Raw genomic sequence first — 14,209 nt, 5'->3', positions numbered from 1 at the left:
GAAATAACCAATAATCTTAGAGTTTTTGGATAGTTCTTCTAAAGTATCTTATTGGTTCTGTAGTTAAGTTTTCATCACTTAGTGTAACGGTAATATCCATCATTACAGAACCGTTTTGTTCAGTAGTTGTAACTGGTGTCGTTTGAGTATAGATATTACATCCAGCAGGTCCGGAATTGTTGGTATATATATACTGCATAGTTACATTTGCATCATACTGAATTTCTGTGCTATTACCAAAGGTTACGTCATAGTTATTAGAACAGCCATATTTAGCAATGTCTAAAAGTGCAAGTTCTGCCGCACTTTTTGCATAGATAGATGCCTGCTCATACAGATAAATATCTGTCGTTGTTTTAGTAGTTTGCGAAATTAGTTTTAAAGACAAGGCTCCAATGGTACCAAGCGCAACCATAATGATAATTGCCATAATCATTGCCAGGCCGTTTCTATGTTTATTTAAAATATTGTTTTTTCTTTGCATATTGAGTATTCCTCTACGAGATCTGACTTTGTACACACTTGAATTTGTACAACAGAACCTAGTGCTCTAAATCTAAATGAACTAACATCTTCCATAAGTATTCTTGGAGTACCGTCAGTATATTTTTCACCTTCCCATGGCTGATAATCGTACCAAAGTGTGAGAGTACCTGTTTTATTTGTATCATCATAATTGTTTATACCAACTGCATAAGCAGTCCATGCAAGCTGATAGTTTTCATATACATCAATACCACTTAGGTTATTATCATCATTAGTATCTCCATTTCTTGGGATAAGTTCATAAATGTTCGTACCTGCTTTTATAGGGTGCATCGTATGGTTTTGGTCTGTAAATTTTATTGCAGGACGCTGCCAACCATAACCTGTAAGTACATTTGTATTTGAACCGGGAAAATATATAGCAGCATCTGTTAAATCAGAATTACCATCAGAAAGTGTATCTATTAAGGCATCTATGGCTGTTGTATTTGTTTCTGGAGTTATAAGCAGGGTTGCATTTGAGTCATCAAGGTCAATTATACCACTCCATAAAGGTTGTGTTTGCCCTCTGAAGCCTTCAATATCAGTTGCCACCCATTCAAGTATATTATAATCGTCACTATTAGCAGTAGACAATGAGGTAAAGTTAGTATCATCTGCACTTTGTCTTGCAATGATTGAGTCTTTAATTCTATATTGTAAACGTCCTCCAACTATTTCTACTGCATTTTGACTTTTTTCTTGAAGAGAACTGTTGACACTATTGTATATAAAGTTATTATATATTTGAGCAAGAAGCTCTATACCAAATTTTGCAAGTATACCCATCACTACGATGACAAATATTAGTTCTAACATTGTAAAAGCATTTTTTTTCATTAGAACATCCTTTTCTTATATGGTTCAACTTCACCGATATTTGCTATTTGTGATTTTAATCTAGTTACCACATTACCGTCAGGATCTGTAATAGTAACTGTAACAGTTTTGATATCATTATTTTGAGTAACGCTTAAAGCACTATTATAATTTGTTTTATATCCAGAAGCATCACTTGTTTGAGTGAAAGCAGTATGAGGTGTATGTACAAGGTCATTCAGATTATAAGCATCACCACCACTAGTATTGGCTGCAGTAGTAGTAAGATCATCTAAGCATCGTCTGTGAAACGGTTGATTGATATGACCGGGACGCAATTTTGTAGTAGTATTACAATCGTCACCAATATCTATAACTCTTGATAATGCACTAAAATTTGAATCTTGCATGGAGTTTTCATCCCAGTATACGCTTGTTGAACCCATTAACTCTGCAGAAGCTGCAAATATAGCTTCCTGTGCAAGGTTGTTTTCTACATTCTTTTCAGATACCTGCATAAAAGTAGGTAAGGATAAAACAACTATACTAATAATTACAATAGCAAAGATCAGTTCAATCATTGTAAAAGCAGATCTTTTTGTGATAGAGTGTGTCATTGTTACCAATTTATTCTCCTATTTGCTTTTTTTCCGGCTTCTACATTTGTCGTAGAATTAGTTTCATGCTCCCCACTCCAATCTCCGGCTTTATTGAATTCTGCTTGAAATTCATTCACAGTTGCATTTTCATCATCTGGATTGTAAATAAGCCAATTTGAAGTATTCATATCCATAGTTGTTTGATATGGATATCCGAAATAGGCGTCATAGCTTAAATCAACTTTACTTGGATTTGTTGTAGTGTTTAAGTTAGATGTAGTTACATGTGTATAGTCTTTTTCACTTACATTAGTGATGTTACCTTCGTTTGAGGTGTTATGTAGAGTATTTCGGTACCATCTTATATCGTCGGTATGTGAACTACTCGGTAAAGATGAGAGGTTACAGCCTATGTCATAACAATATATTTCATAAAAAAGATTTGCCGTATAAGGGCTGTCATCTGGGACTATATATCTTTGTTTTGCAGCATGGCTTCTTCCATAATAATGATGGATAACCTGACCTATTTCATTGGTGTCTTTATTTATATCTGTATATTTATTATTAATTAAATCTGCACTGAATAAATTTAGCGTGTTATTCATATCGAAACGGGTATAGTTAATATCTTCAGGGTTTACAGCACGGCTGATATTACGATCAAAGTTAAGATTGGTTCTAAGAGATAGTTGACCGTTTTGTGCTTTTCTCCAATATTCAGCTGGTATTGTCTCAATCGGAGTTCCTGTAAGATTACCTTCAGCTATGACAGAGTTATTTATATCAGGATAAGTATTATCAAAAGCCACGATAATAGCACCGGTTGCATTTAAATCGTGAATACGATATCTAAAAGGAAGTAAAGTAGAAGTTGTCGCACTTTTACCAATACCGAAAAGTGTATCTTGTGCATAACATGCAAAACCGCTGGCATTTATTTCACCTGTATAGTTTGATAGGTTACTATCATTGTAACCTTGAGCAGATATATTGGTATCTAGGTGAACAGATACACTTTCGTTGTTCTCAATATTTGCCATATAAACAAAATTTTTCCCTTGTGTATCTGTAAGACCGACAGATAAAATATTGTTTGTAACAGTGAATTTATAAGGGTGTGTAGTCATATTATAATCGTTATAAACTACATCAGTTTGAAGGTTTATATGATGAGAAGAGATAGTACAACCATTTAACGAAGGAGAACCTTGTACTTGGACGATAGAACTATTTAGTGTACAGTCAAAGTCAGGGTTAGCCTTAAAATGATCCCCTGTGTGATGAGCCTGAAATGATTCATTGCTGTCTACACTTGTCCAAGTAGTATCATTAAAGCCAAATGTATATCTACCAACTTGATTAATTGAAGCATTTAGATCTGCTGCACCATTTGAAAAATAAACAGGAGTAGTATGGTCTGAAGTATCGTTACAGAAAACTGTAGAGGCCGGATTCCACTCAAAAACTGCAGGTGCAGGATATGTCGTGTACCCTGGAGATGATTCATTGTCAATATGGTTTGTAGCATTTATCTCAAGATTGTAGTTATAACCGGCAGCAAGGCTAAGTTCAGGAGCTGATGCATCTATGGAACCTGAGTGACTTAGTGTTGTTATATCTGTTTGTAATGCAGGATTAGACTGGTTTTGATCTTTAAGGTGCATCATAAATGCTTCCGGTCTGATCGCAAAGTTGTCTCTTGAACATACGTAAGACTTACCATGTAAACACTCTAAACATGCTTGTAAATGTTTATAACTAATCCCTGTATTACCGGCATTACCACATGCAACGGCAACCCGGATTGTTGGTTGTAAATTATCAGAATTTCCAACAGGTGATAGTACTTCATCTACACACGTTCCGATATCTTGAACCACTTCTGGGAAGTTATTGATAACATACTTATTCCCAGCTTCTGTATATTGTAAAAGTTCATCATCAGCTGCACCATAATAACTTATACGGTATGCAGCATTTTTACTGGCAACTTTATAAAAATCTTCCGGAGTAAGGGTCTTTTCTTTATTAGGATTTTCATTTATTGCTTCTTCTAAAAGATCATAATTAACTAGGAGACTACTTATATTAGTATCGTAGTTGTTACCACCTCCAAATCTTATCCATATTCTATCTGTAAGTGAACGACCCTCTGTTTCATCTTGACAAGCAATATTGATATCTACTTCAGATGTATCTATGATCTCAACACCTACCATAGTGGCAACTTCAGATGCTTGTGTGAAGTCACTACCTAATGCATAAGAGGCAATGTTGAACTCTTCAAACCTTTTTGTTGTTTGTGTTGGAAGATTATAGTAGTTTTGAAAAGTAGCAAGATTTGATAAAACATTGAATCTCCCCCAAAATGGTGCATAAATAGTATCAAGACCTCCGCCACATTGTGCTATTTCATGTCCTAAACGGCCGGTTGTTCCAGAGATTGTGAGATTCATATCAAGTGCTTCGTCAATTGTATCTGTTGTTTGCGGTGTTAATAAAAACTGTGCAAAAAAGTATTGATTCACTTCCGTAGGTGTACTTTTATAAATGGTAGATGGTCCTGAATAACTGAGATCACTTGATGGATCTTGGATATTTAAAGACATTGAAGGAATAGTCGTATTGTAATCATCCGCTACGTTTTTAATATAAACAGTCACCGAAATGTTTTCATCTGTAGCAAAGTTACCCGATATGCTCGGAGGATTTGTTGTAGGTAAATTTGTATTGTCACCTTGTCTGTAATAGTAGCCGTAACAAGTACTAGGCCAGGCATTATCTGAAAGGACTGTTATTAATACATTTTCTTCTAGTGAATCTGTACCATTAGTTGCAGTATAGTAATAAAGATGTTCACCTACACTAATAGCATTGTATGTAAAACTACCATCTGCTTGGATGCCAGGTAGATTGGAATTAGTTGTGTCAATATAGATATTGGTTGAATTATTGTCGTTGGATAAAACATTAGCATGGAGTGTATCTCCTACTTCAACGATGTAGGAGTCATTAACTGTTTCTATATTGGGAACATAATCTATAATGATAGAGTATTCTTTATTGTTATTGATACTCTCTACCTCAAGTACTAAGCTATCTCCAGCATCCATGGTATATGGTCCCTTAGTAGTATCAGTATTAGCTGAAAGAGCGAAGGACTCACTGAAGGTGTCAATAGTTTGGTTAATATCTATAGCAGAATCTGACCAGTAATAAATTTGCACACTACCGCCAACATCGTGATTAGTGTATTGAAAGGCATAGCATCTATCATCTAATGGACCTTCCCCTATTATAGTTGGATTTGTCTCATCTATATAAATTGGGGTCGCACCATTAGCACAAGTTACAGGGGTAGGAGGTGTCGTGGAAGTGTTTGAATCCCATTTTGCATAAAGTGTTATCTCAGTTGTACCAAATGTAAATGTATCGCCAGGTTGATAGGTGATTCCTGAACCATTCGCAGTTGTATTCCAACCGCCAAACTCATAACCTGTTTTTGTTAATCCATTATCATCATAAACAGTTACGGTATTACCGTTATTATATGTAACAGTAGGAGGTACGGTTCCAGTTCCACCGTTAGCATCGTAAATAAGACTTTGGGCTGCGTAACTATTTGATGACAGAGCTAATAATAGGCTAAAGAGGAAAAAAACATTAGTTATAAAACTATGACTAGACTTCGTAATTCTATGAAAATGAGTATGATTATCCATCTTATTATCCTTTAATAGCTAGTACACTTGCTTAATTTTAAATTGTCTAACTTTATCACTTAAGTATAGCTTAAATAGTTTTAAAATAATATAATTCCCTATCTTTAAACACTATTATATATCTTTTGGATAAAATAACAATACTAATTATTAAATAGGAATATTTTATGCAAAATCGATTGAACCTTTTCTTTTTCTTTATAAGTACACTGCTGTTGTTTAGTGGATGTTCTAAAGATGTTGAGGAGTATAACAAGCCGGCTATTTACTGGTATGGTAAGATAATCAGTTCTATATCGGATGGAAATATAGATAAAGCGGATGATTATTATTCATCACTTCAAGGTGAACATATTGGTTCCCCTTTATTACCGGAAGCAACAATGATACTTGCAATTGCTCATATGTATGAGGAGGAGTATCTTTTAAGCGAACATTTTTTAGATGAGTATATAAAACGATATGCGAATGAAAATGAGAGAGAATTTGCAGAGTTTTTAAAGATAAAAGCGAAATATCTTTCATTGCCAAACCCAAGACGTGATCAGGTTCTTATTAACGATGCAATCAAAGCTGCTGAAGCGTTTAAGAGAAATTATCCTACTTCTGATTATTATGCATTGGTAGATTCAATGCTTACAAAACTGTATCTTTCAGAAGCTGCTTTAAATGAAACGATTGCTTCTTTATATGACAGGGTAGATAAATATAAGTCTGCACAGTACTATAGAGATATTAAACCTGAACCTTGGATCAATTGGGAAGAGATCGATAAAGCGAACAGCCCTTGGTATAGAGAGTGGTTTGAAGGTGATGGAACTGCAAGTTGGTACGGTTTTATGATACCTGAAACGCAAAGTGTTGTTTCAAGAAATTCTATACAAGACAATAATTCTACGAAATAAGGATGGTTAGATATGAAACTAAGTAATTACGGAGAATTTCCTGCTGATATTCCTGTTATCGCAGAGGATGATATTTTTTTATATCCATTTATGATATCTCCACTTTTTTTAAATGATGAAAAAAATATAAATGCTGCTACAAAAGCGATAGAAGATAACTCTTTAGTGATTGTTTGTCCAACAAAACCGGGACATGACGGGGAGAGAGAATACGCCTCTCTTTATGATGCGGGTGTAGTTGGTTCTATTATGAGAAAAGTTTCTTTGCCTGACGGGCGTGTAAAAGTACTTTTTCAAGGTTTAGCACGCGCTAAAATGTTGGAGAAGGTTTCAGATGAACCTTTAATAGCTCATGTTGATGTTATCCCATCTGTTGAGGTAAACAGCTTAAAAATAGATGCTATATTAGAGGTTGTTCGTGAAAAAGTACGTACACTTTCAGGGGTTAGTAACTATTTCCCACCGGATCTTCTGCGTACGATCGAAGAAAACCACGATCATAATCGTATAATCGATCTTATCTGTTCAACTGTAAAGTTAAAAAAAGAGCAGGCATATAAACTCTTTATAGAAACAGATACGGAGAAAAGATTTTTAGATTTAATTGATTATCTTATTGATGAGATTGAAGCAAATAAACTGCAAAAAGAGATCCGTTCTAAAGTACATACTCACATTGAAAAAGTAAACAAAGAGTACTTTTTAAAAGAGCAGTTAAAACAGATCCAAAAAGAGCTCGGAACCGATACTGCACGTGATGAAGAGATCGAAGAGTATCGTAAAAAGCTCGAATCGAAAAAATCAAAGATGTCGGAAGATGCTTATAAAGAGGTAAGTAAACAGCTTGAACGTTTTTCAAGAATGCATCCGGATTCTTCAGATGCATCTATGACGCAAACATATCTTGACTGGGTATTGGAGATCCCTTTTGGTTCTATAAGTAAGAAATCTTTAGATATTAACAAGGTTGAAGATCAGCTCAATAAAGATCACTACTCTTTAGAAAAACCGAAAGAGAGAATTGTTGAGTATTTTGCAGTAAAAGAGTTACTTGAACTGCGTGGTATAAAGCAGACAAAATCAGCAGGAGCTATTCTCTGTTTTTCAGGACCTCCGGGTGTAGGTAAAACTTCTTTGGCAAACTCTATCGCTTCAGCACTCAAGCGTCCACTCGTTCGTATCGCTTTAGGCGGTTTGGAAGATGTAAATGAACTTCGCGGACATAGACGTACATATGTGGGTGCTATGCCGGGACGTATTGTTCAAGGTTTAATTGATGCAAAGAAGATGAATCCTGTAATTGTACTTGATGAGATCGACAAAGTTACACGTAACGGTCGCGGTGATCCAACAGCGGCACTTTTAGAGATTTTAGATCCTGAACAAAACAGTGAGTTCCGTGATTATTATACAAACTTTAATATTGATCTTTCAAACGTAATTTTTATTGCAACGGCAAATGATGTTGGACGTATCCCGAAACCTCTTTTTGACAGAATGGAGTTTATTACGGTTAGTTCATATACACCTCAAGAGAAGTATGAGATCGCAAAAAGATATCTTATTCCGCAAGAGTTGAAAAAGCATGGACTCAAAAAATCTGAGCTAACTATTTCAAAACCTGCGTTAAAAGAGTTAATTCATAGTTATACACGTGAAGCTGGTGTACGTAACCTACGTCGTAGAGTTGCACAGATGAGTAGAAAAGCGGCTCTTATGATGCTCAAAAATAGTAAGCTCTCTAAGATCTCGGTAAGTGTTAAAAACTTGAATGAGTTCTTTGATAAAAGTGTATTTGAAATCGAAAAAACAGACAAGGTGCCTGTTATAGGTGTGGTAAACGGTTTAGCATGGACAGCTGTAGGTGGAGATGTTTTAAAAATAGAATCTATCCGTATTAAAGGGAAGGGGACCATGCAGCTAACTGGAAGTCTTGGTGATGTAATGAAAGAATCTGCACGTATAGCTTTTAGTGTAGTTAAAACATTAATAGATACAAGAAAACTTAAAATTTCTGCAGAGAATATCCCTGTAACGTTTAAGGAGAAAGAGGATGGAATTAAAATAGATCCGAGTGAAGTATATAAGCGCTATGACCTTCATGTCCATGTTCCAGATGGTGCTACTCCAAAAGACGGTCCAAGTGCAGGTATTGCTATGGTAAGTGTTATCGCTTCTATACTAAGTTCTGCAAAGATTCGTTCAGATGTTGCAATGACAGGTGAAGTTTCTTTAAACGGTGATGTTTTACCGATAGGTGGTTTAAGAGAAAAACTTATTGCTGCACATAAAGCAGATATGACAAAAGTATTAATACCACAAAAGAATTATGAAAGAGACCTTGATGAAATACCTCAAGAGGTTAAAGATGCTATGGAAATTATTGGGGTGAAAAGAATAGACGAGGTGTTAAAACAAGTTCTTGTATAGAACTTGTTTTATTATAAAAATACTAAACGATTACAGTCTCCATTTTGGCGAGTAATTCATCGTTTCTAATTGGCTTCATTAAAAATCCATTTGCTCCAGCTTCTAATGCTTCAGCTTTTTTAGTCTCATCCGTTGTTAATACAATGATAGGAAGTTGACGAAGAGAGTCATCAGCACGTACAACTTTAAGCATTTCAATTCCACCCATAATAGGCATGATAATATCTAATAAAATTAAGTCGATATCATTACGCCCTTTGAGCTCACCGATAGCATCTGAACCATTTTTAGCTTCAATTACCTCTTTTACATTTCCTGTTTTTAAAAGCATAGACTTTAATAATTTTAAGTTAATCATATCATCATCTACGGCAAGTACTACTAAATCTTTTTGTGTCATTATCTTTTCCTCTACATATATTTTTCTAATAAAGTTTTTAATTTATCTTTATTAACTGAATCTTCAAAAACAAGTACATCAGTATCTGTATGATCTTTTACTGCATTTTGGAAGAAAGTATCAGCTAAAATCACTTTATATTTATATGTATCTAGTTTTTCATTAAGCACATCCTCTGTATTAGCAGTATCATATTCAAATGAAAGATCTGTTAATATTTTTGCAAACAGTTTTGTATTGAACTTACTATAGTTTGCAATGAGTACGTCAGCATCATATGCCACAACCTCTTCAGGAGTAGTTGTCTCTTCGATCTCCGGAACTTCTTGAATCTCTTCAACTTCAGCTACTTCAACTACAGGCTCTTCTACAATAGGTTCTTCAACAGTTTCACTACTGTTTTCTTGAGCGTCTGTAATCTCTTCTTCATAAACAATATAATCAGCCAAGAAGTGATTCAGTAAAGTTACAATTTCTGCACGTACTAAAGGTTTTGTCGTATACTCATCTAATCCTGCTTCAAGGAATCTTTCACGATCTCCTTTAAGCGCATTAGCAGTTAAAGCCAAGATAGGGACATGAGGTTGGTTATAAACCTCTTCGTATTCTAAAATCTCTTTTGTTGCTTCCATACCATCTAGGAAAGGCATCTGAATATCCATAAAGATTAAATCGTAGTTTCCATCTTTACGTTTTTGGAATGCTTCAAGACCGTTTGATGCAATATCGATAGTTAAACCTAAATCTTCTAATGTTCTTTTAATCAGTTTTTGATTGATGATATTATCTTCCGCAACTAATACATTTGCATTGAATTTTGCAGATTCTGCATTATATTTTTTACGATTTACTTTTTTAGACTTTTTAGCACTAAAGTTTGAACTGCTAAAGTTTTCAAGTGTAAGTTTTAACTTAGTATTATTTAGAGGCTCATAGAGTGTTTTAAATATATCTAGCCCCATTGAGTCTATTTGTCTCATATAGTACGATTTAGTTAAGAGAATTAACTCTTCTGGCATAGAACTAAATGCATTTAAATCATTTTCATTCGTATAGTCATAGTCTACAAAAAGAAGATCGTAACTTACCTGTCTTTGTAATGTTTCAAGTTCGCCAAGGTCTTTAAACAGTGTATAGCTAACACCGTAAAAGTCAAGATATTCACGTAAGTATCTATCTTGAGTTTTTTGTTTATGTGCAGATTCAAGTACAAGAGCATTGATACTTGAGAAAGCACCTTTTGATGAGTCTTGTGTTGGTTCAACTTCTTCAAAATCAACTGTAAAGAAGAATGTAGTACCTTCACCAGGTTCACTATGAAGATCAAGCTGACCACCCATAAGTTCGATAAATCTTGATGAAATTGTAAGTCCAAGCCCAGTACCACCGTATTTACGTGTAATTGAAGTATCGGCTTGAGAGAACGCTTCAAAGATTCTTGCTTTTTGTTCACTAGTTACACCGATACCGCTATCTTGGATCTCAAATCTTATACGTGTGATCCCTTCTTGAGGCGCTTCAAGTTTTCTAATATCAACATTGATAGCACCTGAACTGCTTGTAAATTTAACGGCATTTGAAAGAAGGTTAATAATAACCTCTTTAATTTTAGTTGGATCCCCTTTGATTGGAGTTTCAAGATCAGGATCGATAAAACATCCAAGGTTGATATGTTTTTCACTTGCACGAACGGCATATACTTCAACAGCACTTTCAAACTCTTCAATAGGGTTGAAAACAATATCTTCGATCTCAAGTTTGTTAGATTCGATTTTAGATAAGTCAAGAATATTATTGATAATTTCAAGTAAATTTTCTGATGATTTTTCAATAATCTCAACGAACTCTTGTTGCTCCTCTTTAAGACCAGTATCTTTAAGAAGCTCTGTAAATCCAACAATACCGTTAAGCGGTGTACGGATCTCGTGAGACATATTTGCCAAGAACATAGATTTCGCTTCACTGGCTTCTTGCGCCATCTCTTTATCTAGTCTAGTCTGTTCAATAATTTTTTCAAGAAGGTTATATGCCTCTGTTGTACCTCTTGCAGTATCAAGATTGATACTTTCAGCATCATGTTCTGTTGCATCTTCCGCAACACGAATAAGAATCTCTTCAAGATTTTTGATGTTTTTAGCAATCTCATTTGAGAGTAAGTATCCTAAAATACCAAGAATAATAGAAACAAGCCAAACAGTGAGCGTAATTGTAAGAAATTGAAGAGCATCTGTTTTTACTTGAACAGCTCTATTATCCATTGCACTTAAAACTTTTTCTTGTGCTTGAGATAAAAGATTTGTTTTCTCAGAGAGCATTGCAAACCAGATACCTGGATTTGTTTCATATTCACCAGCTGCTGCAGAGATCATAACTGAAGCTCTTTCAGTATTAATATCATCAAAAAGTTCTAATGCATCTTCATCAACAAAAATTTCATCCAGTTCTTGGATAAGCTTTTCATCTCTTAATGTATCGTAATTGATAGCATCTGCTTTAGAAACAAGGTGAATCCATCTATTTACTTCCTCTTCATCTAACTCTGTAGAACGTGCAATTGCAAAAGAGATAAAGTCTCTTTCTGCTGCCGTAAACTCATTTGCTCTTACTAATGTAAGGTATTTGAATGAGTAATCATTGATTTGAGAGTCTAGCTGATCTTCAGTAATCTCTTCAAGTTGTTTGATTGCAATATTTTGTGCAGTACCATAAACTTTTTCATACACATCAGTAAAGTTCGTTTTTTGTTCATCAACCAAATGACGTGTTGCTACAATTTTTTTGATCGCATCTTCAAGTTCTTTTGACTCTTTTTTTAAGGCTAGAGAATGCTCTTTTTCAGCCTGTGTATTGATATGTTTGAAGTATAGTTTTGCTTGATCGTCAACTATTTTTCTTTGCTTGATAAGAGACTTTAATGTATTTGGAGAAGAGTTTCCAAGATACATTACAGTCATACCTCTTTCACGAGATATGTTGTTAACAAGGGTATTTAACTCTCTATTTGCAGAAAGCCTGTCTTGCAGTTGTTGCGCAGCTTTATAATTTTCATACGAATCATAAACGAAGTAACTCGTAATAGAAAATAGAATAATAATAGGCAGTAATGAAATTAATCTAAGTCTATTTTTAAGTCCTAGTTGCATCTGTTAATCCTCTGTAGAGATTTGTTGTAAAAGTTCTTCAACTTTAGTTAAGGCAATAGATATCTCATCTGTCGAATCAGAATCTAAAAGCTGTTGGAGTTCATTGGATAATTCTGAGAATCTAATATTGTCACTCATACTTTTAAGTTGGCGAAGCTGTCCTTTAGCAATGTCAAGATCTGAATTTTGTATGCCGTTTTTGATATTCGCTAAAATCTCTTTTGATTCACCGCTGAAATCATCAAGCAGTTCGTTAAAACTTTCACTATCTAGTCCTATCTCTTGCGCTATTGAATCTTTGTCAAAAGCTTTACTTGATATTGGTTCATCTAAAGACAATGGCTCATCAAGTTCAACTTCAAGTTTATCAGCATCGAGATCATTATCAAACTCGATCGGCATATCATCCTGAGCCACAAAATTGTCATCTGCTAGTTCAGGGATTTCAATCTGCTCCGGTACATCAGCATCTGCTATTGTTATCTCTTCATCAGCAATTGATATCTCCTCAGGTGTTTCAAAAGAGTCGTTAGGTTCATCTTTAAAATCAAGAATAAGCTCTTCATCCTCTACAGCAGGTTCATCTAGATTTATCTCCTCCCCTGCAAGTTTTGCGATAATAATATAGAAAATATCAAGGTTTCTTTTAATTATACTAAGGTCAGAAGTTGTATTTACCGTCGTTAAAACTTCAAGAGCATCTTCGATACGAAGGTTTGCTGCAACTCCTTTTAATTTATGAGAAAGAATTTTTACATTATCAATATCACCTTCGTCTAAAGCATTGTATAAATTAGGTTTAAACTCTTTTGCTTGATTAATAAAGTCTTCAATAAATTCTTCAATTAGGTCTAACGGTAATCCTAATTCATCAGATGCTATTTGTGGATTATAAACATAATCACTATGAATTGCTTTTTCAAGTTCTGGGTCTAACTCTTTATGTTTTGCTCTTTGAGTAGCAGCAGGTTGTTCAATAATCTCTGGAACTGTTTCCTCAACTAGCGATGGTTCAGGAGTTTCAATTATATCTTCAGGTGCAGGAGCTTCTTCTTTCGGTGCTAACTCAGGATGAAGGTCAAATGCTTCATCTACAACATCATCAACACTTAAGTCACCTACATCTAAAGGCTTATGATGTTCTTCATGAGCAGGTGTTGTCTCCTCGATAGCATGAGTATCATACTCATCTTCTAAAACCTCTTCAGTGACAGGAGTTTGAGGTTTTGTCGGTGTTGTAACAGTTTCAAAATGGATAGGCTCAATTTCAGCAGCTGCTGGAGATGGATGTTTTTCAAGTAGATCACCAGATACTGTACTTTTTTCTGTATCTGTAAGAACTCTTAGGTGATTAAGGTTAACAAGGTAACCTTTTTCGACAGGATTATCTGCAAGGTAACATGTAGCTATACTTACATCTGCTTTAAAAAGATTGCCTTTGGCATTGATAATAACCTTAGGTTGCTCAGTAGAGTCGGCACAGGCAATATAATCGATCCAGTGCACATGTTGGAAATTATGTACATATCCAGGTGTTTTTACAAAAAGATCAGCAAAGTCTGCAGCTTCAGACCTTAATTGTGCTAAGTCTTCAACTCCTAAGGTTTTTAAGTCTTTTTCATCGATTCCGATAAACTCTTTTTTATAATTATATATCAGCATT

General features: G+C 34.8%; 9 protein-coding genes. 2 read left to right on the top strand and 7 right to left on the bottom strand.

Annotated elements, in window-relative coordinates; translation table 11 throughout:
• Positions 1-16: 16 nt before the first annotated feature.
• From FJR03_RS09465 to FJR03_RS09450, 4 genes are read right to left on the bottom strand one after another with little or no spacing between them, the layout of a single operon-like run.
• Entirely contained in the window at positions 17-484 is a 468-nt protein-coding gene (locus FJR03_RS09465; RefSeq protein ID WP_193113262.1) for a hypothetical protein, read from the bottom strand.
• Entirely contained in the window at positions 460-1,365 is a 906-nt protein-coding gene (locus tag FJR03_RS09460; RefSeq protein ID WP_193113261.1) for a type II secretion system protein, read from the bottom strand. The genes FJR03_RS09465 and FJR03_RS09460 overlap by 25 nt, the downstream gene beginning before the upstream one ends.
• A complete protein-coding gene (locus tag FJR03_RS09455; RefSeq protein ID WP_226962204.1) occupies positions 1,365-1,961 on the bottom strand; it encodes a type II secretion system protein in 597 nt (198 codons plus the stop codon). Before FJR03_RS09455 ends, FJR03_RS09460 begins: the two co-directional genes overlap by 1 nt.
• Positions 1,962-1,963: 2 nt before the next feature.
• Positions 1,964-5,668: an InlB B-repeat-containing protein gene (locus FJR03_RS09450; protein ID WP_193113259.1), complete on the bottom strand. Its 3,705-nt coding sequence runs from the start codon at positions 5,666-5,668 to the stop codon at positions 1,964-1,966.
• Between the two features lie 167 nt (positions 5,669-5,835).
• On the opposite strand from FJR03_RS09450, the gene FJR03_RS09445 reads away from it, so the two are divergent.
• Together FJR03_RS09445 and lon are read left to right on the top strand one after the other, a co-directional pair.
• A complete protein-coding gene (locus FJR03_RS09445) occupies positions 5,836-6,573 on the top strand; it encodes an outer membrane protein assembly factor BamD (protein WP_193113258.1) in 738 nt (245 codons plus the stop codon).
• Between the two features lie 12 nt (positions 6,574-6,585).
• A complete protein-coding gene (lon, locus tag FJR03_RS09440) occupies positions 6,586-9,003 on the top strand; it encodes an endopeptidase La (RefSeq protein ID WP_193113257.1) in 2,418 nt (805 codons plus the stop codon).
• 22 nt (positions 9,004-9,025) lie between these two features.
• Here lon and FJR03_RS09435 read toward each other — a convergent pair whose 3' ends face one another.
• From FJR03_RS09435 to FJR03_RS09425, 3 genes are read right to left on the bottom strand one after another with little or no spacing between them, the layout of a single operon-like run.
• Complete coding sequence (locus FJR03_RS09435; RefSeq protein WP_193113256.1) at positions 9,026-9,403, bottom strand: response regulator; 378 nt, start codon at positions 9,401-9,403, stop codon at positions 9,026-9,028.
• A gap of 11 nt (positions 9,404-9,414) precedes the next feature.
• Positions 9,415-12,546, bottom strand: a complete 3,132-nt coding sequence (locus FJR03_RS09430; protein WP_193113255.1) for a hybrid sensor histidine kinase/response regulator — start codon at positions 12,544-12,546, stop codon at positions 9,415-9,417.
• Between the two features lie 3 nt (positions 12,547-12,549).
• A complete protein-coding gene (locus tag FJR03_RS09425) occupies positions 12,550-14,208 on the bottom strand; it encodes an Hpt domain-containing protein (protein WP_193113254.1) in 1,659 nt (552 codons plus the stop codon).
• Position 14,209: the final 1 nt, after the last annotated feature.

This window comes from Sulfurimonas marina (assembly GCF_014905095.1).
Lineage (GTDB): Bacteria > Campylobacterota > Campylobacteria > Campylobacterales > Sulfurimonadaceae > Sulfurimonas > Sulfurimonas marina.
Note: the sequence above shows the minus strand (reverse complement) of the source record. Positions and strands in the feature narration are given on the sequence as shown.

Excerpts from the sequence above, each read along its gene's own strand:
- FJR03_RS09465 (WP_193113262.1), bottom strand. The coding sequence starts at position 484 with ATGCAAAGAAAAAACAATATTTTAAATAAACATAGAAACGGCCTGGCA.
- FJR03_RS09460 (WP_193113261.1), bottom strand. The coding sequence starts at position 1,365 with ATGAAAAAAAATGCTTTTACAATGTTAGAACTAATATTTGTCATCGTA.
- FJR03_RS09455 (WP_226962204.1), bottom strand. The coding sequence starts at position 1,961 with ATGACACACTCTATCACAAAAAGATCTGCTTTTACAATGATTGAACTG.
- FJR03_RS09450 (WP_193113259.1), bottom strand. The coding sequence starts at position 5,668 with ATGGATAATCATACTCATTTTCATAGAATTACGAAGTCTAGTCATAGT.
- FJR03_RS09445 (WP_193113258.1), top strand. The coding sequence starts at position 5,836 with ATGCAAAATCGATTGAACCTTTTCTTTTTCTTTATAAGTACACTGCTG.
- lon (WP_193113257.1), top strand. The coding sequence starts at position 6,586 with ATGAAACTAAGTAATTACGGAGAATTTCCTGCTGATATTCCTGTTATC.
- FJR03_RS09435 (WP_193113256.1), bottom strand. The coding sequence starts at position 9,403 with ATGACACAAAAAGATTTAGTAGTACTTGCCGTAGATGATGATATGATT.
- FJR03_RS09430 (WP_193113255.1), bottom strand. The coding sequence starts at position 12,546 with ATGCAACTAGGACTTAAAAATAGACTTAGATTAATTTCATTACTGCCT.
- FJR03_RS09425 (WP_193113254.1), bottom strand. The coding sequence starts at position 14,208 with ATGCTGATATATAATTATAAAAAAGAGTTTATCGGAATCGATGAAAAA.